This window comes from Priestia sp. JNUCC 25, from assembly GCF_053667915.1.
Map to the genome: position 1 here is coordinate 3,274,851 of NZ_CM132211.1, position 21,456 is coordinate 3,296,306.

24 protein-coding genes are annotated in these 21,456 nt (G+C 37.3%); 10 read left to right on the forward strand and 14 right to left on the reverse strand.

Translation table 11 applies throughout. From position 1 onward, the window contains the following. Positions 1-379: 379 nt before the first annotated feature. Entirely contained in the window at positions 380-1,015 is a 636-nt protein-coding gene (locus tag JNUCC25_RS16990; RefSeq protein ID WP_013058078.1) for an FMN-dependent NADH-azoreductase, read from the forward strand. A gap of 61 nt (positions 1,016-1,076) precedes the next feature. Here JNUCC25_RS16990 and JNUCC25_RS16995 read toward each other — a convergent pair whose 3' ends face one another. After that, a complete protein-coding gene (locus tag JNUCC25_RS16995) occupies positions 1,077-1,616 on the reverse strand; it encodes a GNAT family N-acetyltransferase (RefSeq protein ID WP_013058079.1) in 540 nt (179 codons plus the stop codon). Between the two features lie 198 nt (positions 1,617-1,814). Here JNUCC25_RS16995 and JNUCC25_RS17000 point away from each other — a divergent pair, with 198 nt between their 5' ends. The 4 genes from JNUCC25_RS17000 (at position 1,815) to JNUCC25_RS17015 (ending at position 4,103) form a co-directional block, all read left to right on the forward strand. After that, entirely contained in the window at positions 1,815-2,024 is a 210-nt protein-coding gene (locus JNUCC25_RS17000; protein WP_029323142.1) for a hypothetical protein, read from the forward strand. Between the two features lie 4 nt (positions 2,025-2,028). Continuing rightward, positions 2,029-2,541, forward strand: a complete 513-nt coding sequence (locus tag JNUCC25_RS17005; protein WP_029323144.1) for a hypothetical protein — start codon at positions 2,029-2,031, stop codon at positions 2,539-2,541. A gap of 177 nt (positions 2,542-2,718) precedes the next feature. Further along, the gene (locus tag JNUCC25_RS17010) at positions 2,719-3,612 is read left to right on the forward strand and encodes a tyrosinase family protein (RefSeq protein ID WP_078082006.1); all 894 of its coding nucleotides are present in this window, start codon (positions 2,719-2,721) and stop codon (positions 3,610-3,612) included. 221 nt (positions 3,613-3,833) lie between these two features. After that, complete coding sequence (locus tag JNUCC25_RS17015; protein ID WP_029323149.1) at positions 3,834-4,103, forward strand: YjcZ family sporulation protein; 270 nt, start codon at positions 3,834-3,836, stop codon at positions 4,101-4,103. A 69-nt stretch (positions 4,104-4,172) separates the two neighbouring features. Here JNUCC25_RS17015 and JNUCC25_RS17020 read toward each other — a convergent pair whose 3' ends face one another. The 5 genes from JNUCC25_RS17020 to JNUCC25_RS17040 form a co-directional block, all read right to left on the reverse strand. Beyond that, the gene (locus JNUCC25_RS17020) at positions 4,173-5,150 is read right to left on the reverse strand and encodes a ring-cleaving dioxygenase (protein WP_029323152.1); all 978 of its coding nucleotides are present in this window, start codon (positions 5,148-5,150) and stop codon (positions 4,173-4,175) included. A 211-nt stretch (positions 5,151-5,361) separates the two neighbouring features. Continuing rightward, positions 5,362-5,985, reverse strand: a complete 624-nt coding sequence (locus JNUCC25_RS17025) for an FMN-binding negative transcriptional regulator (RefSeq protein ID WP_029323155.1) — start codon at positions 5,983-5,985, stop codon at positions 5,362-5,364. 274 nt (positions 5,986-6,259) lie between these two features. Beyond that, positions 6,260-6,637, reverse strand: coding sequence for a hypothetical protein (locus tag JNUCC25_RS17030; RefSeq protein ID WP_013058086.1), 378 nt, complete (start codon positions 6,635-6,637; stop codon positions 6,260-6,262). Positions 6,638-6,660: 23 nt separating this feature from the next. Beyond that, positions 6,661-6,834, reverse strand: a complete 174-nt coding sequence (locus JNUCC25_RS17035; protein WP_171843223.1) for a hypothetical protein — start codon at positions 6,832-6,834, stop codon at positions 6,661-6,663. A gap of 104 nt (positions 6,835-6,938) precedes the next feature. Beyond that, the gene (locus JNUCC25_RS17040) at positions 6,939-7,166 is read right to left on the reverse strand and encodes a hypothetical protein (RefSeq protein ID WP_063672158.1); all 228 of its coding nucleotides are present in this window, start codon (positions 7,164-7,166) and stop codon (positions 6,939-6,941) included. Between the two features lie 268 nt (positions 7,167-7,434). Between JNUCC25_RS17040 and JNUCC25_RS17045 the strand changes: the two genes are divergently transcribed. After that, positions 7,435-8,001 (forward strand): CBO0543 family protein, encoded by a 567-nt coding sequence (locus JNUCC25_RS17045; RefSeq protein ID WP_029323158.1) that lies wholly within the window; start codon positions 7,435-7,437, stop codon positions 7,999-8,001. 218 nt (positions 8,002-8,219) lie between these two features. Here JNUCC25_RS17045 and phaZ read toward each other — a convergent pair whose 3' ends face one another. From phaZ to JNUCC25_RS17060, 3 genes are all read right to left on the reverse strand, one after another. Then, the gene (gene phaZ / locus JNUCC25_RS17050; protein WP_263032892.1) at positions 8,220-9,116 is read right to left on the reverse strand and encodes an intracellular short-chain-length polyhydroxyalkanoate depolymerase; all 897 of its coding nucleotides are present in this window, start codon (positions 9,114-9,116) and stop codon (positions 8,220-8,222) included. Positions 9,117-9,323: 207 nt separating this feature from the next. Continuing rightward, positions 9,324-9,515, reverse strand: coding sequence for a hypothetical protein (locus tag JNUCC25_RS17055; RefSeq protein ID WP_013058089.1), 192 nt, complete (start codon positions 9,513-9,515; stop codon positions 9,324-9,326). 89 nt (positions 9,516-9,604) lie between these two features. Continuing rightward, entirely contained in the window at positions 9,605-10,135 is a 531-nt protein-coding gene (locus JNUCC25_RS17060; RefSeq protein WP_045291057.1) for an ECF transporter S component, read from the reverse strand. 422 nt (positions 10,136-10,557) lie between these two features. Here JNUCC25_RS17060 and JNUCC25_RS17065 point away from each other — a divergent pair, with 422 nt between their 5' ends. Next, on the forward strand, positions 10,558-11,061 hold the full coding sequence (locus JNUCC25_RS17065; RefSeq protein ID WP_013058091.1) for a YehS family protein: 504 nt from the start codon (positions 10,558-10,560) through the stop codon (positions 11,059-11,061). 1 nt (position 11,062) lies between these two features. Continuing rightward, complete coding sequence (locus tag JNUCC25_RS17070; RefSeq protein ID WP_064471900.1) at positions 11,063-11,770, forward strand: M48 family metallopeptidase; 708 nt, start codon at positions 11,063-11,065, stop codon at positions 11,768-11,770. A 55-nt stretch (positions 11,771-11,825) separates the two neighbouring features. Here the strand turns inward: JNUCC25_RS17070 and fbp are convergent, their stop codons facing one another. Then, entirely contained in the window at positions 11,826-13,754 is a 1,929-nt protein-coding gene (gene fbp, locus JNUCC25_RS17075) for a fructose-1,6-bisphosphatase (RefSeq protein ID WP_064471901.1), read from the reverse strand. A gap of 853 nt (positions 13,755-14,607) precedes the next feature. Continuing rightward, positions 14,608-15,483 carry a YitT family protein gene (locus JNUCC25_RS17080; RefSeq protein ID WP_013058095.1) on the reverse strand — a complete coding sequence of 292 codons (876 nt, stop codon included), beginning with the start codon at positions 15,481-15,483 and terminating at the stop codon, positions 14,608-14,610. A gap of 290 nt (positions 15,484-15,773) precedes the next feature. Here JNUCC25_RS17080 and JNUCC25_RS17085 point away from each other — a divergent pair, with 290 nt between their 5' ends. Further along, on the forward strand, positions 15,774-15,974 hold the full coding sequence (locus tag JNUCC25_RS17085; protein WP_013058096.1) for a cold-shock protein: 201 nt from the start codon (positions 15,774-15,776) through the stop codon (positions 15,972-15,974). A gap of 183 nt (positions 15,975-16,157) precedes the next feature. Here JNUCC25_RS17085 and JNUCC25_RS17090 read toward each other — a convergent pair whose 3' ends face one another. The 3 genes from JNUCC25_RS17090 to JNUCC25_RS17100 all read right to left on the reverse strand — a co-directional run bounded on the left by JNUCC25_RS17090 (position 16,158) and on the right by JNUCC25_RS17100 (position 18,548). Next, positions 16,158-16,328, reverse strand: coding sequence for a hypothetical protein (locus JNUCC25_RS17090; protein ID WP_171843224.1), 171 nt, complete (start codon positions 16,326-16,328; stop codon positions 16,158-16,160). A 322-nt stretch (positions 16,329-16,650) separates the two neighbouring features. Beyond that, on the reverse strand, positions 16,651-16,854 hold the full coding sequence (locus JNUCC25_RS17095; protein WP_013056405.1) for a cold-shock protein: 204 nt from the start codon (positions 16,852-16,854) through the stop codon (positions 16,651-16,653). Between the two features lie 290 nt (positions 16,855-17,144). Next, on the reverse strand, positions 17,145-18,548 hold the full coding sequence (locus JNUCC25_RS17100) for an MFS transporter (protein ID WP_029323166.1): 1,404 nt from the start codon (positions 18,546-18,548) through the stop codon (positions 17,145-17,147). A gap of 1,121 nt (positions 18,549-19,669) precedes the next feature. On the opposite strand from JNUCC25_RS17100, the gene JNUCC25_RS17105 reads away from it, so the two are divergent. Next, positions 19,670-21,391: an ABC transporter substrate-binding protein gene (locus tag JNUCC25_RS17105; protein WP_078082010.1), complete on the forward strand. Its 1,722-nt coding sequence runs from the start codon at positions 19,670-19,672 to the stop codon at positions 21,389-21,391. Positions 21,392-21,456 lie beyond the last annotated feature (65 nt).

Sequence of the window (21,456 nt, forward strand, 5' to 3'; positions counted from 1 at the left end):
CACTGAAAATAGGTTTAAAGGAAAGATGAAACGCTGTTATTTTTTGTTACTATTCATAACGCAGGTTATGTAAATATATGTTTTTCTTTTTTCTTTTTTAAATTATTCACCTTCAAAAAAAGATATTTATTTTCAAATCATAACATTTAAAATCGTACTGTAAGACGCGTAAATCCTTTTCTTAAAAGGGTTTACGCATAAAAACAGAAAATATGTTATCAGCAAGAAAAGTTTTAAACATGATAAAACCAAATAAAAAACCTTTGACTAAATTTGTTACGTAAGTTACTATTAATAACGTAGTAGATGTTTTCGAACATATTATCTTTAATTCATGAAACAACATTTATATATTGAAGACAGAAAGGTGAAAAGAATTATGGCAAAAGTATTATATATTACAGCAAACCCTAACGATGCTACGCAATCATTCAGTATGGCTGCGGGAGACGCATTCATTAACGAGTATAAAGAAGTAAACCCAACGGATGAGATTGTTCATGTTAATTTATATCAAGAACATATCCCTCACATCGACGGCGATGTATTCAGCGGATGGGGTAAACTTGGAAGCGGCGCAGAATTTGACGCGCTTACTCCTGAAGAACAGCGCAAAGTTGCTCGCTTAAACGAGTTAAGTGACCAATTTGCTCAAGCAGACAAATATGTATTTGTTACACCAATGTGGAACTTCTCATTCCCACCAGTGATGAAAGCATACTTAGATGCTGTAGCAGTAGCTGGAAAATCATTTAAATATACAGCAGAAGGTTCTGTAGGTCTATTAACAGATAAAAAAGCGTATCATATTCAAGCAAACGGCGGTATCTACTCTCGCGGCCCTGCTGGTGAACTAGAAATGGGTCACCGCTATATGCGCATTATGATGAACTTCTTCGGGGTTCCTTCTATTGGAAGCCTATTTGTAGAAGGACAGGCTGCAATGCCAGATAAAGCACAAGAAATTAAAGAAGACGGCATTGCTCGCGCTAAAGAAGCTGCACGTACGTTCTAACAAAAAATGTAAGCATAAAAAAAGGAACATCTCCCCATGTTCCTTTTTTTTATGCTCACAATTATATCTTGGCTTCCCCGCGCAGCAGCGAATAAACATATGTATCAAACGGGATGCCGTTTTGGAACATGTACTCTCTTAGCATCCCTTCCTTTTTAAATCCTAATTTGCTCAACAAGGCGATAGATCCACTATTTTGTGTAAATACAATCGCTCCTATGCGATTGTATTGAAGTTCGTTGAAGCCATGAGAAATCGCTTCATGAACGGCTTCTGTTGCGTATCCTTTGTTCCAATACTCTGGAAAAAGAGCATAGCTTACGTTTACTTTCTTATGCTCAGAAGACCACTCTTGAAACCCTATTGTTCCAATCAGCTTTTCTTTTCCTTTTAGCTGAATCCCCCATTTAATCAATTGCTTTTCTTCGTAGCCTTTGGAAAAATCCTTAATGATCTCCTTCACTTGGTTGATCGATTCTAAAGGTTTTTGCCCGTAATAGCGCAGCACCTCTTCATCAGAAAAGCATTCTAAAATCTCACCGGCATCATCTTCTACAATTTTTCTTAATATCAGCCGTTTTGTCTCTAATTCCGGAAACATTTTCTTCCCTCTTTTCTGCGCAGCTTATCTACCTACGGTAAACCATACTATTCTCCTCTCAACTAGCAATATCCTGCTAAAACCTCACCCGGGAGGACTCATTTCCTATCCAAATAGTCGATTTACAGCGGAGATAGTGGTATTTTATATAGTAGGCATAAGTTGCTTTTTATCAACACAGAGGCGGTGAACGCAGAAATGAACCAAGATAAAGAATTGCTGTCCACGATACACGCTCTTCAAAAAGAGCTGCAGCAAGAAAAAGAAAACCGTGCGTATATGCAAAAAGATATGGACGAACTAAGAAGCGCTTTATTACAATCAGAACAAGTAAAACAAAACTTAATTGATCAGCTAGAAAAGAAAGTCGATTTGATTTTAACGTTGATTCAAAAAGGAGACACATAAAGAAATGGATTTTTTTAAAAACAGCAAAATACTATACACTATTGTAGCACTTGTTATTGCTCTCATCGCTGTATTTACCAACAATTCGCCCATTTCCCTCATTCAGCAGCATGAAAATTCAAGCAGCACATCGAGTAGCACATCGGACACTACATCAAGCAACCAATGCTCTGCAGAGACTCAAAGCGACAGGTTATTTACCGGCAAAGAACTTGTCTTACAAGAAGGAAATGATAAATACGGATATTGCCACATTGTCGCGCATATGCAAAAACCAGGCGTTGACAATTACCAAGGTAAAAGCCAATTCAGCAAGTATTTAAATGAAAAACAAGCGATGTCTGTTGCTGAAGAAGTCATCAACGAAGGTGACGACGGCACCAATAATAAATCTGGCAACTACGTTAAAGAAAAGTATATTAGTTCCTTAAACCAAGAAGTTAGAGTTGTGTATACTGACTACAGAGGCAAAGACTACGACTACAGCGTAACGACCATGTATCCAATTGGTCATTAATAATAATGCAGTGAATAAAAGCAGGCGCATGCCTGCTTTTATTATTTTACCTCTATTTATGATTTACACCTTTAAAAAAGTCTCTGTAAATTTACAGTAGCACTCTTACCTCTTGGACATATTCTAAATATAAAAAAGAAACAGCCCCTTGCTTCTTTTTTAGAAAGAGGTTAAAAAATGAGTAACAAGTACAGAGTTAGAAAAAACGTATTACGGCTTACCGACACGGAAAAAAGAGATTTTGTTCGTACCGTGCTAATACTAAAGGAAAAAGGGATATATGACCGCTATATAGCCTGGCATGGTGCAGCAGGTAAATTTCATACTCCTCCGGGCAGCGATCGAAATGCAGCACATATGAGTTCTGCTTTTTTGCCGTGGCATCGTGAATACCTTTTACGATTCGAACGTGACCTTCAATCAATCAATCCAGAAGTAACCCTTCCTTATTGGGAATGGGAAACGGACGCACAGCTGCAGGATCCCTCACAGTCACAAATTTGGAGTGCAGATTTTATGGGAGGAAACGGAAATCCAAAAAAAGATTTTATCGTCGATACCGGGCCATTTGCAGCTGGGCGCTGGACGACGATCGATGAACAAGGAAATCCTTCTGGAGGGCTAAAACGTAATTTTGGAGCAACTAAAGAGGCACCTACATTGCCTACTCGAGATGATGTGCTCGATGCTTTAAAAATAACTCAATATGACACGCCGCCTTGGGATATGACCAGCCAAAACAGCTTTCGTAATCAGCTTGAAGGATTTATTAACGGGCCACAGCTTCACAATCGCGTACACCGTTGGGTTGGCGGACAGATGGGCGTTGTCCCTACTGCTCCGAATGATCCTGTCTTCTTTTTACACCACGCAAATGTGGATCGTATTTGGGCTGTATGGCAAATTTTTCATCGCAATCAAAACTATCAGCCGATGAAAAACGGGCCATTTGGTCAAAACTTTAGAGATCCGATGTATCCTTGGAATACAACCCCTGAAGACGTTATGAACCATCGAAAGCTTGGGTACGTATACGATATAGAATTAAGAAAATCAAAACGTTCATCATAACCCGTTCTAGAAACAGCGGTATGCAATCAAAATCAGGTAAACCCCTTCCCTTCTGACATAACTTATAAGGCCGCAAGCATCGTAAAACTCACTGCTTCATTTCCATTCACCATAAAATATAGTTAATCAACCATAATTGGGCTGTGAATAAGCTTCATATGAGGACCTTGGAACATATGAATAAGTTATCAAAGCTTTATAAATGAAGGGAAGATATCAAAATGCATAATAACGTAAACGCACCTTTTAGTTCTAATGAAAATATGCCGTTCTCACCTGCTATGGCTCACCACGGCTATACAGCTCCTGCTTATGATCATATGATTCCACACTGCGGATATTCAATGCCTGACTATGGATATGTGGTTCCTGAATGTGGATATGGCGTTCCTCACCATGGATGTAATGGTTTCGCCATTATCATCGTACTGTTTATTTTACTCATTATTATTGGTGCATGTGGTTGCGGTTTCTGGCACGATGAGTGTTAACCTAAAAAACTCCAGTATTAATACTGGAGTTTTTTAATGTCTTAATAGGCGGCAGGCACCTTAAGAATTCTATAGCGTTTCGTCCAAATCTAGCGGTCTCAGCTTCTCTTCGATTTCTTTGCGCTTAGGCTCTAAAAATGGCGGCAGCGCTAATGTTTGGCCCATCGTTTCAAGCGGTTCATCGGTCGCAAATCCAGGTGTGTCCGTTGATAATTCAAATAAAATGCCGTTTGGTTCTCTGAAATAAAGTGCTTTAAAATAGTATCGTTCTACTTTACCGGAATTCGGCAGACTGTTTTCATTTAATCGACTTGCCCACTTATTGTATTCTTCTTCATTTGGAACACGGAATGCAACGTGATGAACGCCACCGCGCCCTAAGCGAACTTTCGGCAAATCGGGTCTCGTTTCAATATGAACTTCGGCTCCGCTTCCGCCTTCACCTGTTGTATAAACCAAAATATCTCTATGATCTCCTGCAAGAGATGGATAAGAACCCACGTAGCGAAATCCCATAATATTTGTCAGTACGTCAACAGTTGGTTCTGCCGTACCCACCGTTAGCGTGACCGGTCCTAAACCGATAATCGCATGTTCTAACGGAATGTCTTCGCGCTTCCACGGCACACCTGCTCTTACCCCTTTTTCACCGTTGTCCGCAACAAGAAGCAAACGTGTCCCTTCATAATCTTTAAATGCTAACGTATCACGATTAGCTCGTTTAGCTATTTCTTCATATTCCACTCCGTACTGCTCGAAGCGCTCTTTCCAAAAGTGTAAAGAATCCGTACTTTTAACGCGAAGCGAAACAGTCGAAATGTCAGATGCACCTTGATGCGTTCTTGCAAGCCCCGGAATATCAAAAAACGTTACTTCCGTTCCTGGCGTCCCTTCTCCATCTGCATAAAACAAGTGGTAAGACTGAGTGTTATCTTGATTAACCGTTTTTTTTACTAATCGCATGCCTAAAACTTTGGTGAAAAACTGATAGTTTTTCTCAGCTTTCCCCGTCAAAATAGATACATGATGCAACCCTAACAATTCCATCTGCTCCGCCTCTTTTCATAATATATAAATTTTTTAACTTCCACTAAAATTATCTTTAATTTAATTATCTTTAATTAAAGATAATTTTAAAGGATATACAGCCTGTTTGTCAATAACAAGAAAATGTTGTGAACATAAAAAAGAAACTAAACACATAGTTAGTTTCTCTTTATCTTCCCTTTAACAAACTGCTGATCTTTTCCAACAGCGGTTACTTCTTAAGCACGCGCTGCACATTTTGCTTCATCAGCTCCGCAATTTTTGTTTCATTTTCACGAGATGTCTGCTCTAATTTTTCTATGACTAACTGCTGTCTTTCGACTGAATGATTTTGACTTATCTTTTGTTTACCTTCCATTTTGCTGATGTCGATTTTAAACCCAATGATTCCTTTGCTTAAACCATTCATATAAGCAGGATCAACGTCATTTAGTGTATATGTACTGCTCGGGCTTTCATATTTCTCCACCATCTTTCTCAGCAGCCCAAGCAGTTCTGTTGGTTCTTCAATCATTTTCATGGTTCCATACACGTGAACAGCTTCATAATTCCATGTTGGTACAGCTTGATTCGTTTCATACCAAGAAGGTGAAATATAACAGTGAGGCCCTTGAAACACAACCAAAATTTCTTGATTTTCAGCATCTTTCCACTGCTGATTCGGACGAGCAAAATGTCCGTATAAAGCTTTTTCTTTCCGGTTTAACATCAGGGGCAAATGAGTAGCATAAGGCTTTTCATTATGATACGAAAACAAAGTGGCGAATCCATTGTCTTCAATAAATTCATACATTATTTGTTCCTCATTCACTTTAAAATACTTTGGAATATACATCGGCGCTTCTCCTTTATCTCTTATTTAGTAAAAGATATAATACTATACGTGTTTGCAACAGCGTCAGTTATGAACTTTTTATGGAGGTCAGCAAACATTTAACCATTTATGAATCGATTTTTTAAGAAGCTTATGCTACACTGCTGCGATGTAAACCGCTGCTTTTTTATATGTATTTATTTAGCACATGATGCAATTAGATACCCGTTGGTTAAATAAAGCTTCAGAAACTCAAAAAAAGAAGAGCTTGTTTAAAACAGCTCCTTTCTCACGTTTATCTATACAATTGAGGATTTTTTTCTCGTTTGATAGGTCCGCCTTTGGCTATATGCCACTCAATGACGCGGTCGGTCAAACGATCGTATACGTCGTCTTCTAAATACGGATCTTCTGCCGAAGTGAGCAAGGTGTGAACATCGGCTTTTATTTCGGCTAACATAGCTGTGCTGAATACGTCCGGATCATTCAATACGTCTAGTATATATAACACCAGCATCTCAAATCCGCCGTCCCAATTGGCATTTCCGTTGCCTTGAGCTTCACAGCGAAGCTTTTCAATGGCCCGGATGACTTCTCCTTCTACGATATCCGACTGCCCATTTCTCGGGACATAGTTTAACCATAGTTCTTTTGCTTCGTCAAAATACTTCATTCTGAACTCCTTCTTTCAAAACTTTATTCCTTTTTATTCCTTTGGTTCATTGCCGTTCCAAAAGCAACTCCTAAGGCCGTTCCAATCGCAATGCCGAACCCAATATTATCCATAAGCATACCGAGAGAAGCCCCCATCGCAACGCCCATCCCTAACCCCATTCCTAGATAATCTGTCTTTTTCTTTTCTGGAGACAAAAAACCACTCCTTTTTTCTACTATTTTTTTGATACCTTTTATACGTAAAAACTGCGCTAAAAGTTTCATAAAAATGGAAAAAAAGCAGTCGCTGTAACTGCTTTTTAAATGATGAGCTGATAAACGGCCTCTCCGAGCAGCAAGACCGACGTAAGCATGCAGATCACTCCAAATACATACATCGATTTACGTACAAACCGCTCAAACGATACGCCAAAGCATCCTTTAGCTATCCAATACATGGGGATAAGGAGACCTTTAATCCGAACCCGCTTCATTGATTCATCGGATAATGACCGAGATAAAGAAAGGATCATTAAACCAACCATCATACACAAAACTGCTATCACTATGTTTAAAATATGACTATTTATACGCTCCCTTATTTCTTCTTTTTTATAGCTACTATTTTAGCATAGCGGAAAGCCGAGGAGTGCCTATAAAAGAATGAAATACTACATACTTTACACTTAATGTATCAAAAGCATAATTTCTCCTCAGAAAGTTACGAACATCTTAATAGGAAAAGGTATCCAAAATTTAAGAAAAGGGCATTTTAAAAGTAACGAAATTTTGCTTACTTAAAAAGGATGGATTGCATTGACACCAAACCAACAGGAATATCTTAAAAAAATACATAGCATACAAGAAAATCTAGCCAAAACGTGGGCTGAATATTGGCAGCACTACTCCACTCCAAGTTCTTGGCAGTTTTGGGTTACCTTGGGCGCTTTCATTTTACCTTTAGTCATTCTCTATTTTTTAATTGACCGAAAAAAAGCCTTTCACTTAGGGTTTTATGGATTTAACGTGCACGTTTGGTTTCACTATATTGACACCGCTGGAGTTTATAACGGGCTGTGGACGTATCCTTACCAAATCAACACAATCATACCCGTAAGCTTTAGCCTAGATGCTTCGCTTATTCCTGTCTCTTTTATGCTTCTTTATCAGTGGACAATTAACCATCATAAAAATTACTATGTATATGCAACTGCTCTTTGTTTGTTTTTTGCTTTTATTTTCAAACCGCTATTAACAGGGATTGGCTTTTTCCAGCTGCATGAATGGGCTACTTACGGTTATTTATTTGTATTTTATCTGGCTGTGATACTGCTATCAAAATGGATTACCAATCTGTTTCTTTATTTTGAAAAACAACATTAAATATAATAAGTCCACTCAATAAAAAAACGTAAGCCTTTTTGAAAAGACCTTACGTTTTTTGTGATTGTTTTATTTACTAGCTGTCTGCTTCCTCAGAAGGTAACAGGCTTTGTTCATCTCAAAGCATTTTGCAGGCAGCTCATTTTGCTTGTGTGGATTTAGAACATGCTGCATCTAGCAATAATAAAACTTCTGTTAACAGCGAAAATCTCACTAATTTAAGCCATGCTTAAATTAGTGTTGTATAAGTCCATTAAACTGCTTAAATCATCTAACAACGGACAGTGACCTACACCTTTCATAATTTTTAACGTCGCATTTTCCCCTATGCCTTTCGCGATGTCAGATGCATCTCTTGTCGAAACCATCTTATCTTCGTCTCCTTGAATAACCATAGTCGGAATCGTGATTTTTCCCACCTCTCCTGTCCCTTCCACAACACCATTAAAATCGTTTGAAATATTAAATCTCATGAGTGCGTAATTGATATCAATTAAGTTGCGCTGCTTGATCGTTTCTTCTAAATATTTTTCAAATTGATCAGCAGACGGCTTATTTTTTGTATATAAAAATTGACGCAGCATCATTTTTAAAAACCATGTGTTTTTTGTTTCTTTCGCGTTTTCTACCATTCTAAATGCTTCTTTTACTTCTTCTTTGGTTTGTATAAAGTTGTTAGGAATAGGCAGTTCTAGAAACGTTCTTCTTGGAATCGGATAGCCTTTGATATTGACGGAGCTTAATAAAATTAATTTTTTAGCATCATTCGGATGATCAATCACATATTGCATAGCAACTGCTCCTCCTAATGACCACCCGCTTATTGTAAAAGCAGACAACTTTAAAGCATCTGCAAACAGTTTGACATCATCTGATAAGTCTTTGATTGTGTGAATAGGTGTATGATAAGTGGAGTCTCCAAATCCTCTTAAGTCGATCGCATAAGCTGTGATATGTTCTGGAAGTTCGTTCATTAACACATCCCAGTTAAGGGAAGAATTCATGTTTCCGTGAATTAACAAAAGTACCTCTTTTCCGCCCTTTTTCATTCGGTAATTTACTGTTTCTCCATTTGATAATTCTACTTTTGCTTGTTCTAAAGCAGATACGGTCATCGCTATTTTCCTCTTTTCTTATATAATTAGAACGATCGCTAGCATTTATTTTTCAATACCCTATTTATCAAGATTTAAGCAGTTAGAAAGAAGTTGTGCAAAACCCAAAATAATTCTATGTCATTCTATTTGCTAAAAAAGACAGCCAAATACGCGATTTGGCTGCCTTTTTATAATGAAGAAATATACGAATGAGCAACAAGGCCATTACTTTTTCGGTGCGTCTAATGCTTGATAGGCAAGCTGATATTTCCCGCCTTCAGCTACTTCTGCATGGTACAGAGCTTTAAGAGCAAAGTTTTTTTCAAGGCTGTGCTCTTTCATCAGTCCGTTCAGCTTACCTTGCAGTTCCTGATTGTCTTTAATGAGCTGCTTCATCTGTGATTTTAAATATTTCATGGTGTTTTCCGCTCCTTTCACTTGATGAATATCTATCAAGTATATCACTTAAGGATAGGATAATGGTAAAACGACTTACGATTGACCAATTAAATCTGTACCGCTCTGTTCTTTAAACGTCCTACAAGCGGAACGACGATAATACCGGCGATAACAACTTGCATCACATTTCCTGGTATAGAGCCAAGCGGAAGGATCCAGTTACCGTAAAGAATCACTTCGGCAAAATAGTAGCCTACGATTTTTACAATCAGCGCAGCAACAACTGCCAGTGTGTTCACAAGTGCTCTTTTACCAGGTGCTTTTTCTGAGATAAGACCTGCTAAAAAGCCCATTGTACCTACGATAATAAACGTAAACGGCGCCCATGCTGTCCAGCCGGAGATGAGGTCGAATAAACCCATTCCAAAAGCCCCAGCGATGGCTCCTGTCTTTTTGCCGTAAAGAAAGGCTGCTATAAAAAGAGGAACGTTGCCTAAATGGATAAGGCCTCCGTTACCCATGATTGGAAGCTTGATGTTGATAAACATTGTCGCTACAAACGTCAGTGCGATAAAAAGCGCATGCATGGATAAAGCTTTGATTTTGGTTGATTCTCTTGGTGAGTACGTTGAATTCATTTGTTGACCTCTTTCTTTTTTTACTACTATCATACTCCTAATTACATACTTAATAAATACGTAAAACTATTTATTTAGTAAGATATATCATTCTAGCAGCACACAGGGATCCGCCAACTTCAAAAATTGTCCTAAACGTTCTTAAAAAAAGAAAGCTGCCTCTGCTTCCTTTAGCAGACTGCGGCGCCTAATTTTTGTTATGGTAAAGAGTCTCTTCGGGCATAATATGAGCAAATCTTTCTTTTTCAAGAGTTGACGAAGGCTGATAAATATGAGAAGTTATATGTTTGTAGAAATGAATGGAATAACTTAGAATTCCAGCGGAACCTGTTACTATAATTGTACTGATATTAACCAAGTCCGTTCAGATTGTGGCAGTCACGATTTTTACATACAGCAAGCAAGTTATAGGAGGAGCAAGAATGGATAATAACGATATTTTAATTAGATTACGATATGCCTTGGATTTAAAAAATACAGAAATGGTAGAGATCTTTAATCTTGGCGGAGTAGACGTAACAAAAGAAGACGTATTAAAGATCCTTACGAGAACACCGGACGAAGAAGACGAGGATGCAGTTCATGCGGACGAACACATCTCGTGCAGTAACGGTATGTTAGATTCTTTTTTAAACGGTTTTATTACCTTTAAAAGAGGAAAACAAGACCCTAAACCAGGGCAAGCACCGCCAGCGCCGGTTCAGAGCAATCAAAATATGTACAACGTCTTATTAAAGAAAGTAAAAATTGCTTTGTCCCTAACCAGTGAAGAGATGTTAGAAGTATTCGACGACGGTGGAATACGCGTATCTAAAGCAGAATTAGGTGCTTTATTACGAAAAAAAGGCCACAAAAATTACAAACCGTGCAAAGAGAATTTTGCTCGAAAATTCCTAAGAGGCTTAACCGTACAATATAGAGGATAAAATGATACACACTTTTTCAAATCAGAGTATCCATTACGAAATACGATATAAAAACCGAAGTTCTTTTGCGATTAAAGTAGACGGATACGGAACGGTCGAAGTTCTTGCTCCTAAAGGAACGTCTACTGAACAAGTATGTATCTTATTAGAGAACAACTGGGCATTGATTCAGCAAAAAATAAACGAAATGAAAGATAGAACGCATGGACCAAAGAAAAAAGTCTATGAACACGGAGAACGCTTTTTGTATGTAGGAAAAAACTATCCGATACAGATTCATCACGATTCGACCATTACAAAGGATTCTGTATTGTTTGAAGCGAACACGCTTCAGATTTATGTCAATCAGCACGACGATGAAGCGATAAAACAAGCGCTCAAACGCTTTTACTATCAACAATGTAAAGCGTTAGTAACCAAGAGTATCTCCTCCTATCAAAAACATTTTAAAACAAAGCCGCGCTCCATTTCGATTTCCGATAGCAAAAAAGCGTGGGGCACGTGTGATTCTAAGCGTCAGCTAACCTTTAACTGGCGGCTGGCAATGGCACCGCAGCACGTCATTGATTACGTAGTCGTTCATGAAATGTGCCACATGGTTCATATGAATCATGACCGGTCCTTTTGGCGTCTTGTCGGGAAAATCATGCCTGATTATCGTGAACAAGAGAACTGGCTGGAAATGTCGAGCTGGGAAATGACGGTGTAGTACCGCTAAATAAAAAAGAGCAGAAGCCCCAGGGGCATACTGCTCTTTTTTATCTTTAACTATAGCGATATTTTCTTAAATCTTTTAAAATAGAAATTTCTTTTAACAATTCTTCTCCGACGTTTGTTTCTAAAACCATTTTTCTTTCTAGTTCTTTATCAACCAATCGCTTTACGGATAAGACGTCCGTTCCTTCTAATAAAATCTCTTCTTTTGAATTGAAGTGTTTGTGAGCGACTAGCTGCATGCCGTAAGAATTATATAATAAAGTGTAGCCAGCAATTCCTGTTGTGGACTGATACGCTTTTGAAAAGCCGCCGTCAATGACAATCATCTTTCCATTTGCTTTGACCGGGTTTTCTCCTTCAATTTCTTTGACTGGCGTATGACCATTAATAATATGACCATGATCAGGATTTAGATTAAATTCTTCCAGGATGTTTCGGCAGACTTCCTCATTTTCCCGTAAGTAATAATACGGATTCTTCTTCTCTTTATGCGTTGTTTTATCACTGATAAAATATCTTTCAAACGTGGTCATTGCACGTTTCCCAAAGAGTGATGAATATTCTCCTGTCCATAGGTACCAGACCATATCTGTTGCCAAATCATCCGTTTCTTCAGGATGTGCGAAAGCCTCTTGTAAATAATGTTCAAACACATCAAGCAAGTTGCGGCCTGCATACGTTTTATCTTCAATCGTCATTTTTTCCATGTTTCCTTCTTCATCTAAAGGAATGCAGCCGTGTATTAATAAGTTTCCGTTGTATTTCAAATAAAGGTTGCCTTTTTTCATAAGAAACTTCATATGTCTCGCCAGCTTTTCCGAATGCTGCACAGAAAGCAGCAGTCTTTCCATTACCTGCTCTTCTTCTTCTAATAGCTGATCAGGCTGCGCCGGATTAACCGTTGCAAAGCAGCTGTTTTCTAGCGGATACGTGTTTCCGTATATCGTAATTTCATTTTTATCATAATCAATTTTTTCAAGCAAAAGCCTTTCCGACATATTAAAGAAAGGACGTCTTTTTATAATCGGACTTTCAAGCTTGAATTGAATCATCGCAATGGCCTGATGAATTTTCGTAATTTGTAGTCGCTCGTGATCGGATAGTTTGTCACTCGAGCTTACTTTTGGTCTAAAAGCAGGATTATCATCATAGTATTTCTCCGCCAGGTTAAGCAACGGTCTCAAGTTAATGCCATATACATCTTCAATAATATCTAGATTGTCGTATCTTGCGCAGATACGAATAATATTGGCAAGACACACTTTCGAACCCGCAAAAGCGCCTAGCCATAGCACATCGTGATTTCCCCACTGAATATCAACGGAGTGATAGTTAATCAGCGTATCCATAATTTTATCCGGTTCAGGTCCACGGTCATAAATATCCCCTACTACGTGCAGATGGTCAACAACCAACCTTTGTGTTGTATAAGCAAGGCCTACGATAAGCTTATCAGCCTGTCCTAAAGAGATAATCTGCTGAACAATCTTCGTGTAGTACTGCTCTTTATTTGTAAATTCATCCGTTTTATATAGCAGTTCTTCAATAATGTACACAAATTGATTTGGCAATGCTTTACGCAGTTTAGAACGCGTGTATTTAGAAGAAGCGTACGAAATAAGATTAAGCATACGATCAATGATTTCTGTATACCATTGATAGAGTTCCTTTTTGTTTCGAAACTGTGCTTTGATCAACCGTAATTTTTCTTCAGGGTAATAGACTAATGTCGCAAATTCATTGATTTCTTTGTCAGATAATACGTTTTTAAAAAGATCTTTAATTTTCTCTTTTACATTCCCCGAACCGTTTCGCAGCACATGCTGAAAGGCTTGATACTCGCCGTGTAAATCGCTGACAAAATGCTCGGTCCCTTTTGGCAGATGAAGAATAGCTTCAAGGTTAATAATTTCGGTTACCACTTTTTCTTCCGTATCATACTTTTGTGCAAGTAAATCTAGATATTTTGTGTTCAAAACTATGTATCCCCTTTCAACGTTCACCATTTAGTATAATCACCGTCATAACCCTGTAAGATAAATTGTGATTATAATGTTACGCACCTCTTATTTAACTCTTTTCTCTCCATGCCTCACCTCTTTATTTTAACCTATTTTACGTATAGGTAAAATGGTATAAAGTCTATTTGTCCATAAAGATTAACCGGCCTTTTCCGCTTAAAGATGAAAACTAAGTGATAACATAAAAAAACCTGCTGACTGAGATCAGCAGGTTCGATACATATGAAAGAAGCGTACATAATCAAGAAAGTTTACTCCGACCTCTATACAATAGCAGATTTTTTCTTCCCCCGCTGTGAGAAAACGCACAGCGCCAAGTCCTTGGTGATGGTACGATAAAGATGACCTTTCTGAGACAGGAAAAGTCATCCTTTGTATTATATAAGAACCATCATTCTGTTGAATCTCTGTTCTTTTATGTTCAGAGATTTTTTCTGTTTATTCATTAACAAAGAAGGAAATCATATTTGGCTTTTACTAGTAGCAATTGCTTCTATTATAATATGGAATGCTGTATCACAAAAAATGCTCAAATCTTCAAAGAAGAAAAACAAAGGAAAAATCCTCACATTAATGTCTGCAGGTACCCTATCTACTTTAATTCTGACCGCTTCACTTTTTCAAAGTATCACGTTTTAAAAACCTCCGCTGAGCAAGTTAGCTATATAACAGGCGGCTTGTGGCAAATGGATTTTATGATAAGAAAAAGCAGCGGATGCAAGATATCACGCTGCTTTTTCTTATCTCTACACGCCTAACTAAAAGAGAATATGGTAGAGTGTTCGTACAAATATAGTGATTCGTGTACTTAGTGAATATTATTCTTTCTGAAATTACCGCCTTTAACTTCCGCTACGTCATATACCGTAACAAAAGCCGTCGGGTCAATTTCGTTGATAATTTCTTTCATTTTGCTTTCTTCCAAGCGGTTGATTACGCATGTGATTTCCTTAAATTTCTCATGAGAATAACCGCCGTAAGCTTCTTTGTATGTAGCGCTTCGACCTAAACGATCACGTATTGTCTCTACCATTAACGCAGGCTGAGAAGTGATAATCTGGAAAGTTTTCGATCCGCTTAGCCCTACTTCTACGATGTGAATAACTTTGGATGCAATAAAGTATGCAATTGCAGAAAGAATCGCGCCTTGCAGACCAAATACTAATGAAACGAAAATAAATACAAATGCATTTAAGAACAAAATAAGATCACTTGTTCCAAACGGCAGTTTTCGAGAAAGCAGCACGGCCAGCATATCGATGCCATCTAAGGCCCCGCCGTTACGAAGTGCAATTCCCATTCCAAACCCAAGGATAATACCGCCAACAACGGTTACGAGTAGTGTATCTCCTTCAATAATTGCTGGAGTGTGATGCATGAGGCTAGTGCCGACAGCTAATGAGACAATTCCGAGGATGGAAAATATGGCAAAGCTTTTCCCAATTTGTTGATATCCTAACCATACAAAAGGAATGTTGATAACGGCGATGAGAACCCCAAGTGGCAAGCCAAATAGGTTTGAAGCGACGATGCTAATGCCTGTTACCCCTCCATCTGAAACATGGTTTGGAATTAAGACAGTTTCTAAGCCGTAAGCTGCAATAATTCCTCCGATAATGACCATTAATGCTCGGAAAGCAATTTTTAGCCGCTTAGGCCTGTGATGTTTTTTAGTTGTGTTCATATAATTCCTCACTTTTAAATGTTTTTTACTATTTAAGTGTACCACAAACATTCTCTTTATTTGAACTGAGGAGGCTTACGTATCGTTTTTTAGCTCACATAGTGCAAACATAGATAAAAGAGAAATTCTAGCTGTACAGACTCTATCCTTGCAATAAGTCCCTATTTCTGTTAAGTTTAAGAAGAATTATTTTTGTTCGGTAAAGATTGATAAGTTAAATAACTTTCGTCTGTAGATTTGGGCAAGGATAGTAACACAATGTGTGCGTGTCACACTAGGAGGCAACAATTATGGAACAAGGTAAAGTAAAATGGTTTAACGCAGAAAAAGGTTTTGGATTCATCGAACGCGAAAACGGAGACGATGTATTTGTACATTTCTCAGCAATCCAAAGCGAAGGCTTCAAATCTTTAGACGAAGGTCAAGCAGTTACATTTGACGTAGAACAAGGTCAACGCGGCCCTCAAGCTTCTAACGTTCAAAAAGCTTAATCCATCATAAATATAAAAAGACAGACTCCATGGAGTCTGTCTTTTTCATTTCCTTGAAAATGTCATAATAAAACCCTATCCACTGAGGAATAGGGCTTATTAATACAAAAATAGTAATCGGTAATACAAATGGTAAATTCAGTATAGCACAGTATAGACAAAATCCAAACTATAAATCAATATTTATTCATGTTTCATTAATTCTTCTTCAAAGAAAAACGTACTTGGATATTTATCCACTGTATAAGAGTATCTTTTCATATTTTTTACATAATGGCTTTTTAAGATGATTACTCTTTCATTAGATGCTTTTATATTTACAATTTCTCCATTAGAAAATAAGCCTATACTCATATTCCTCATCCTCTCTCGTATCAAAAATAATCAAATTTTTAACTTTATTTATCGGGAAATATAATGTGCATCTCTCAAGGCTAATCCAGCGAAGGTTAGTTATTTTTGATACCTTCAGGCGTATATGTACTCCTAAAGCATACAGTTCTATAACCATAAGGGGGTTTTTTCTATTTTTTTGCGACACGGGATTTTACATATAGGTAACTCTTCTTTAATAGCATTCTGTCTCCAATGTCTTTACTTATTTTTTAAGTAATCTTTTTAAATTATTAAAATCCAAAGCAAAAAGACCCCTATGTGGAGTCTTTTTTAGTTTTAATTATGCTACTTTATGAACGTTAGCAGCTTGTGCTCCACGTTGGCCTTGTTCGATATCAAACGTCACTTTTTGACCTTCTTCTAGCGATTTAAAGCCTTCACCTTGAATAGAGCTGAAATGTACGAATACATCGTCTCCGCCTTCAATTTCGATAAAGCCGAAGCCTTTGTCTGCATTAAACCATTTCACTGTACCTTGTTCCATAATAGTGCCTCCTGGTGTGGAATACTCCACGCTTGTATTACTACCCTTGTCCAACCATACTATCTTAAGATAAAAAATTCTATGGAAGAGATTTCTCTTCTCTCAATCTTATACCGAACAAAAATAATTAACTTAATCGTAACATACAGAATCAAAGATAGCAAATACAGGGAATGGGATAAATTATTGAATGATAAAAAGAGCCTTCTCTATGCTATACAAGGAGAAGACTCTTTTTCAGTGTTCATATTTTGCGCAGCAGTTAATGTAGCAGCTGCTTTTTATTTACTTTATTTTTCTGTTTGCTCTGTGTGCCACCATAATGAATCTTTTGGATTTTCAACAGCTTCATTGTATTCAGATTTAGAAGCAACCGTTGGGTATGAACCTTTGAGTGATTTTCCTGCTGTGTTCGCAAACAAGAATAAAATCACGAAAAATCCGATGATGCTCACAATGGTTAAATAAAACGCTGGAGCCAAGTGATTGCCTGTTGCGTGAACTAACCATGTCGCAACTAATGGCGTCGTTCCTCCAAAGATAGAAACTGAAACATTAAACGTGATCGCTAATGTTCGGTAGCGAATATCTGTGTAGAACATTGTTGGCAGCGTTCCTGGCATTGTTCCTTCATACGTAGCAAGTAAAACACCTAGAATAAGAATACCGATTGAAACAAAGACTAAACCATTTAAGTTAATTAAATAGAACGAAAAGGCTGACAGTAAGCTCAATCCGCCTAAACCGATTAAGAAAACTTTCTTGTTTCCGATTTTGTCACTCAGTTTTCCAAACATAAGAGCAAGCGGCACCATTAAAATCATAACTGCCGTAATTAATACCGTACCAACTGTGTTTGATAAACCAATAATTTCATTTAAATAAGAAGGCATGTACGATAATAGCATATAGTTTGTAATGTTAAAGAAAGCCACGGCTACGAAACAAACAAACACATCTTTTTTGTGATTTTTTAAAATAGAGAGGAAGCTTTCTTCTTCAACTTCGTCTTCGTTGGAAAGTTCATTTTCAAAAATAGGTGTTTCCCCTAAACTTCTTCGTAAATAAAAACCAATAAGTCCTAAAGGTAATCCTAATAAGAAGGGAATTCTCCAGCCCCATGAGGCCATTTGTTTATCCGACAGAATAAAAAATAGTAAGCTAGCTAGCAGTGAAGCAAGAATATAACCAACAAGTGTACCGATTTCTAGTCCACTTCCAAGTACATTTCGCTTATTATCTGGAGACGATTCTGCAATATACACCATCGCACCAGCATATTCACCACCAGTTGAAAAACCTTGAATGATTCGTGCAATTAATAAAAGGATGGGTGCCCATATACCGATTTGATCATATGTAGGTAACAACCCAATGAGTAATGTGGAAAAGGCCATTAAAATAATGGTGGTGGTTAAAACGACTTTCCTTCCTAACTTGTCCCCAATTTTACCGAATATAACACCGCCTAATGGACGCATTAAAAAGGCAATCGCAAATGTGGCAAATGTGAACACTAATTTGAGCTGATCATTTTCAACTGCGCTAAAAAAGTTTTGACTAATAATTACGGCTAAATATGAATACAAGCCAAAGTCAAACCATTCCATCGCGTTTCCTACTCCTGTAGCAAAGACGCTTTTTTTAGCATTGTCAATATCTACGACGTTAATTTTTTTCTTATTAAACTTCATTTCATTACGTCACCTCCGCGGTATACGATTATACAAGACTGAGTAGTAAAGTCAAATTTGACTTACTGTATTTCACACTTAAATGTGTTGGAACACTCCTTATTTTTAAGTAAAAAATGAAAACTATTCATGTGATGTTAAATATTAAAAAAGGTTATGGCTAAAGGGATTGAAGCCAAAAAATGCTGAGGAAGGAACGCTAACAAATAAATGAATTAAAACCAAAATAAACTTTTTTTATTTCAACGTACAATTCATTGCTATTTAAAAAACGATTTTCGCCTAAAATAGGGATCGTTTTCGATGGAATTACAGTCACTGAAATAGTAATTTGTCATTAAAGATAGCGCATCTGGTTCACAATGTGCTTGGTAGCAATTTCCACTCAGGTTATCTGACAATTATTGTTACAACCCATTAGATATAAGCTTTATTTTTGTAATAGATACACTGTTTCTATTACAAAAATTATGTAGCCTTAAAAATAAATATAAAGCTCGTTCTAACAAGTGCAGCAATGGATGATTCGGTCCATAGAATAAAACTTTAAGAGTTGGCTGGGGTTCTAGGGATAGAAATTCAACTCCTTTCTCCGTATAATCGTTCGTGGCTTCAAGTAGGTCTTCTACTGTAAAAGCAAGCGGGTTTACAATGCGACTTTTGGCATATTCTTCAAGTTGAGTATATACCAAATGAATTCAACTTCCTCACCAAGCTGTTTCTCTGGATGTAAAGATGCCATCTCTCCTTTTTCGAATACCCCCTAAGACAAACTTTAAACCTAAATGTATCCGTATTATATTGAATATAAAGATTCACAATTATAACAATAATTTACACATAATACTTTTTTTACATTTTTTCTATGATAAATGAAAACGTTTTACAATGTGCGGCGTGCTGTTTTTAAGTTTTTATTTTCAAGAAATTACTTTTTATGATAAGTCATATTTCTTTAACTGAAGTCACTTTGATACTTATTGACTCTCCCATATCTTAGAAATATCATAAAATAAAACATACTTTTTCGATAAGAATTACATGTTTTATTATACATAGAACTGGAAGTGATAAAAAAGTTTACTGGTTTTGCACAAATAAAATATAACTTGGGGTGGAAAATGATGAAAAAAATGACTGGTTTAGTGTTAACAATGACTTTTGCTAGCTTTTTATCGGCATGTGCACTAAATAGTAGCACAGATGAAAAAGCTAATAAGGAAACAACTTCTGCTGTACAGACGGCCGATATTAAACAAATAAAAGATCAGGTAATAAAGGCTTCTAACACAGGAAATATTCCAGCCAAAGCGCTAGAAAGAAAAGATACGTTTATTGCTGGAATGTCAGCTCCCGGAGGCGTCTTTTTGCCTTATTTCTACGACAACGGCTGGGATGGAAACGCAACAAGTCCTATCTTTAGCCCTTTAGTAGATTTAGATAAAAACGGAAAACCCATTCCGATTTTAGCAAAAAGTTGGGAAATCTCAGATGATCAGCTTGTTTATACGTTTCACTTAAAAGATGATTTAAAATTCAGCAACGGCTCCCCTCTTACTGCCGATGACGTAGCTTTTACATTAACACTTCTTCACGATCCAGCTTATGACGGATGGGGTGACTTAGCGACCGCTACAATTAAAGGTGGAAAAGACTATAAAGATGGAAAAGCAAAAACAATAGAAGGAATCAAAGTGGTTGATCCTTTAACAATTAAAATCACAACGGAAAAAGTAAACGCAAAAGCTCTTTTATTACTAGGCGGTATCGTGCTATCAAAAGATTATTACGGAAAAGACTATACGTACGCTCATTTAGATTATTTAAAGAAGCTCTACTCTAAGCCTGTAGGATCTGGACCTTATAAACTGGAAAAATATATTCCCGGTCAAGAAATACGCTATGTTGCAAATAAAAACTATTATGACGGCCCGCCTAAAGTGAAGAATTTCATTTATAAAGTAACCACGCCGGAAACAACTTCTCAGCTATTTGAAGCAGGCGAAACAGACTATGACCGTTTTCCAGCAGAACCGGAAAGCGTAGAGCAGCTTAAAGAGCTAGGTTTTGCAAATATCAAAGTGACAACCGCTAACTCTTATAGCTACGCGTATATTAACAATACTAAGCCTTATTTGAAAGATAAAGCCGTCAGACAAGCATTGATATACGGACTTGATCGTCAAAAAATTACGGATGTTACGTATAAAGGATATGGCACTGTCGCCAATGTACCTGTTTCTCCTGTTTCATGGGCATACACAGAGGATGGTATCAACAAATATAAATATGATGTCAAAAAAGCTAAACAGCTATTAGATGAAGCAGGATGGAAAGTCGGAAAAGACGGAATACGAGCTAAAGGTGAAACGAAGCTGAAAATTAGTTATTTAACAAGCAGAAATGACGACGACTTTATTCCAATCGCAAAAGAAAATTACAAGGCGCTCGGCATTCAATTTAACCCGGAAGTATTAGACTTTAATACGCTTTTGACTAAGCTGAATAAAAAAGATTACGACTTAGCTGCCGTTTCTACCCCTATGCTTTCTGATCCTGACGATGCAGTCGCTGATTTAGCTTCGACTCATCCTGATAATTCAGCAGGCTATTCAAATCCTAAAGTAGATAAATTGCTAGAAGAAAGCGTTAGCACTACGGATATTAACGAACGCAAAAAGATTTACCATGAACTGTATAAAGAATTATCTGATGATCCACCCGTTATTTTACTGAATTACCGCAAAGTCATTCACGCTAATAATGCACGCATTAGTGGACTTAATCCAGATAATTTCACTGGGATTTCTTCGAGCCTTCCAAACCTTTCAATTAAAGAGTGAAGTCTCCTTTCATGTATAGGTAAAAAATAGTGCCTGGTCCTAGCCCCCGGGCACTTTTAGGGAGG

Excerpts from the sequence above, each read along its gene's own strand:
- JNUCC25_RS17070 (WP_064471900.1), top strand. The coding sequence starts at position 11,063 with ATGATACACACTTTTTCAAATCAGAGTATCCATTACGAAATACGATAT.
- JNUCC25_RS16995 (WP_013058079.1), bottom strand. The coding sequence starts at position 1,616 with ATGTTTCCGGAATTAGAGACAAAACGGCTGATATTAAGAAAAATTGTA.
- JNUCC25_RS17015 (WP_029323149.1), top strand. The coding sequence starts at position 3,834 with ATGCATAATAACGTAAACGCACCTTTTAGTTCTAATGAAAATATGCCG.
- JNUCC25_RS17005 (WP_029323144.1), top strand. The coding sequence starts at position 2,029 with ATGGATTTTTTTAAAAACAGCAAAATACTATACACTATTGTAGCACTT.
- JNUCC25_RS17090 (WP_171843224.1), bottom strand. The coding sequence starts at position 16,328 with ATGAGTATAGGCTTATTTTCTAATGGAGAAATTGTAAATATAAAAGCA.
- JNUCC25_RS17025 (WP_029323155.1), bottom strand. The coding sequence starts at position 5,985 with ATGTATATTCCAAAGTATTTTAAAGTGAATGAGGAACAAATAATGTAT.
- JNUCC25_RS17000 (WP_029323142.1), top strand. The coding sequence starts at position 1,815 with ATGAACCAAGATAAAGAATTGCTGTCCACGATACACGCTCTTCAAAAA.
- JNUCC25_RS17055 (WP_013058089.1), bottom strand. The coding sequence starts at position 9,515 with ATGAAATATTTAAAATCACAGATGAAGCAGCTCATTAAAGACAATCAG.
- JNUCC25_RS17095 (WP_013056405.1), bottom strand. The coding sequence starts at position 16,854 with ATGGAACAAGGTACAGTGAAATGGTTTAATGCAGACAAAGGCTTCGGC.
- JNUCC25_RS17060 (WP_045291057.1), bottom strand. The coding sequence starts at position 10,135 with ATGAATTCAACGTACTCACCAAGAGAATCAACCAAAATCAAAGCTTTA.
- JNUCC25_RS17020 (WP_029323152.1), bottom strand. The coding sequence starts at position 5,150 with ATGGAATTGTTAGGGTTGCATCATGTATCTATTTTGACGGGGAAAGCT.
- JNUCC25_RS17010 (WP_078082006.1), top strand. The coding sequence starts at position 2,719 with ATGAGTAACAAGTACAGAGTTAGAAAAAACGTATTACGGCTTACCGAC.
- JNUCC25_RS17105 (WP_078082010.1), top strand. The coding sequence starts at position 19,670 with ATGATGAAAAAAATGACTGGTTTAGTGTTAACAATGACTTTTGCTAGC.
- JNUCC25_RS17080 (WP_013058095.1), bottom strand. The coding sequence starts at position 15,483 with ATGAACACAACTAAAAAACATCACAGGCCTAAGCGGCTAAAAATTGCT.
- JNUCC25_RS17100 (WP_029323166.1), bottom strand. The coding sequence starts at position 18,548 with ATGAAGTTTAATAAGAAAAAAATTAACGTCGTAGATATTGACAATGCT.
- JNUCC25_RS17065 (WP_013058091.1), top strand. The coding sequence starts at position 10,558 with ATGGATAATAACGATATTTTAATTAGATTACGATATGCCTTGGATTTA.
- JNUCC25_RS17030 (WP_013058086.1), bottom strand. The coding sequence starts at position 6,637 with ATGAAGTATTTTGACGAAGCAAAAGAACTATGGTTAAACTATGTCCCG.
- JNUCC25_RS17040 (WP_063672158.1), bottom strand. The coding sequence starts at position 7,166 with ATGATGGTTGGTTTAATGATCCTTTCTTTATCTCGGTCATTATCCGAT.
- phaZ (WP_263032892.1), bottom strand. The coding sequence starts at position 9,116 with ATGACCGTATCTGCTTTAGAACAAGCAAAAGTAGAATTATCAAATGGA.
- JNUCC25_RS17085 (WP_013058096.1), top strand. The coding sequence starts at position 15,774 with ATGGAACAAGGTAAAGTAAAATGGTTTAACGCAGAAAAAGGTTTTGGA.
- JNUCC25_RS16990 (WP_013058078.1), top strand. The coding sequence starts at position 380 with ATGGCAAAAGTATTATATATTACAGCAAACCCTAACGATGCTACGCAA.